The sequence below is a fragment of the Mycolicibacterium palauense genome (assembly GCF_002592005.1).
In the GTDB taxonomy this organism is placed as follows: domain Bacteria; phylum Actinomycetota; class Actinomycetes; order Mycobacteriales; family Mycobacteriaceae; genus Mycobacterium; species Mycobacterium palauense.
In genome coordinates this window covers 1-1,566 of the sequence record NZ_NVQF01000192.1, presented here as the reverse complement: position 1 = coordinate 1,566, position 1,566 = coordinate 1, and the positions used below count along the sequence as shown (strand labels likewise).

The window sequence follows — 1,566 nt, the reverse complement described above, 5'->3', positions numbered from 1 at the left end:
GGGGCGATGTCGGTGATGTCGGTGAGCCGGTTGCCCATGGCCTGGCTGGCGTGGAAGGCGGCCCGCTCCGGGGTCTCCTGCGGGTAGAAGAACGGGGTGTCCATCGGGCCCGGTGCGATGTTGTTGACGTTGATGCCGCGGGCGAACAGTTCCTTGGACGCCGCGCGGACGAAGTGCTCGACCGGGGCCTTGGCGCCGGCGTAGGTCGAGTAGCCGTCGGTGTAGGCGGCCAGCAGCGAGGTGACGATCGTGGTGATGCTGCCGCCGTCGTTGAGGCGCTTGGCCGCTTCCTGGATGAAGAAATAGGCGGCCTTGGAGTTGATCGCGAACATCGAGTCGTACTCGGCCTCGGTGGTCTCGGTGATCGGCTTGCGCAGCACCTTGCCCACGGTGTTGATGGCGAAGTCCACCGAACCGAACTCGGCGATCGCGGCGTCGAACAGCGCGGTGATGTTCGCCGGCACGGTCAGATCGCCCTGGACCTTGATCGCCTTGGCGCCGGTGGACCTGACGATGTCGACGGTCTTGTCGGCTTCGGGGGCGGTTGCGTCGCTGTTGTAGTGCACCACGACGTTGACCCCGCGCTGAGCCAGGCTCGTGCTGATCAGTCCGCCGAGGTTCTTGGCGCCGGCGGCAACGATTGCTGTCTTTCCTTCGAGAGTGGTCATGCATCCGACGGTAGGCAGCGCAATTCCCAAAGAAAAGCAGTAAAAACGGCAGTTACCACAAGTATTGCTTGTTATAGGATGGGTTGATGGCCCCCGATGTCATCGACCTGCGCCGACTGCGGCACTTCATCGCGGTGGCCGACAGTGGGAGTTTCACCCGGGCCGCAGCTGCGCTGCATCTGAGCCAGCAAGCGCTCAGCAGCTCGGTGCGCCAGCTCGAAACCGACCTCGGAACCGCGCTGTTCCGCCGCGAGGGGCGACGGATCACCCTGACCGCGGCCGGCCGGACCCTCGTCCACGAATCGGGGCCGCTGCTGGCCGCGGCCCGCACCCTGCGCGACCACGTGCGCGCCGGAGCCCAGCAGGCCTGGATCGTCGGGCACACCCCGGCGCTGAGCGGAATCGAGGCCTACTCGGTCATCGAACCCGCGGTCCAGGCGTTCCCCGACATGTCGTTCACGCTGCGGCAGATGTATCCCGCCGACCTCGCCGCCGGGGTGCTCGACGGCACCGTCCAGCTGGGGTTGCGCCGCGGAGTGTCGGCCGTCGGTGAGCTGTCCGGTGCGGTCGTGGACTATCACCGCGTGCGCGCCGCGGTGCCTGTCGGGCACCCGTTGGCGGAGGCCTCCGAGCTCGACATCACCGATCTGAAAGGCCACCGGCTCGCGCTGTGGGCCCCACCGGGCGCCTCCTACTACAGCGACTTTCTGCTCAGCGCCTGCCGGCGCGCCGGTTTCGAACCCGACTACGTGGTCAGCCGGGTCCAGGGCGCGGCCACCGTCGCCGCACCCCTGACCACCGGGGCCATCGCACTGGTCACCGCAGAGGCCGGGCCGGTGATGGCCGGCCGGGTCAACGTCATCGACCTGACCCCGACCCTGCTCGTGCCGGTGCAGGC

The 1,566-nt window shown here is 67.9% G+C and carries 2 protein-coding genes; one reads left to right on the top strand and one right to left on the bottom strand.

What is annotated here, in order from left to right:
* The coding region (locus CSR00_RS29800; protein WP_099025940.1) for an SDR family oxidoreductase at positions 1-668 on the bottom strand (668 nt) is incomplete at its 3' end.
* 86 nt (positions 669-754) lie between these two features.
* Between CSR00_RS29800 and CSR00_RS29795 the strand changes: the two genes are divergently transcribed.
* On the top strand, positions 755-1,566 hold an 812-nt coding region (locus CSR00_RS29795), incomplete at its 3' end, for a LysR family transcriptional regulator (protein ID WP_141564545.1).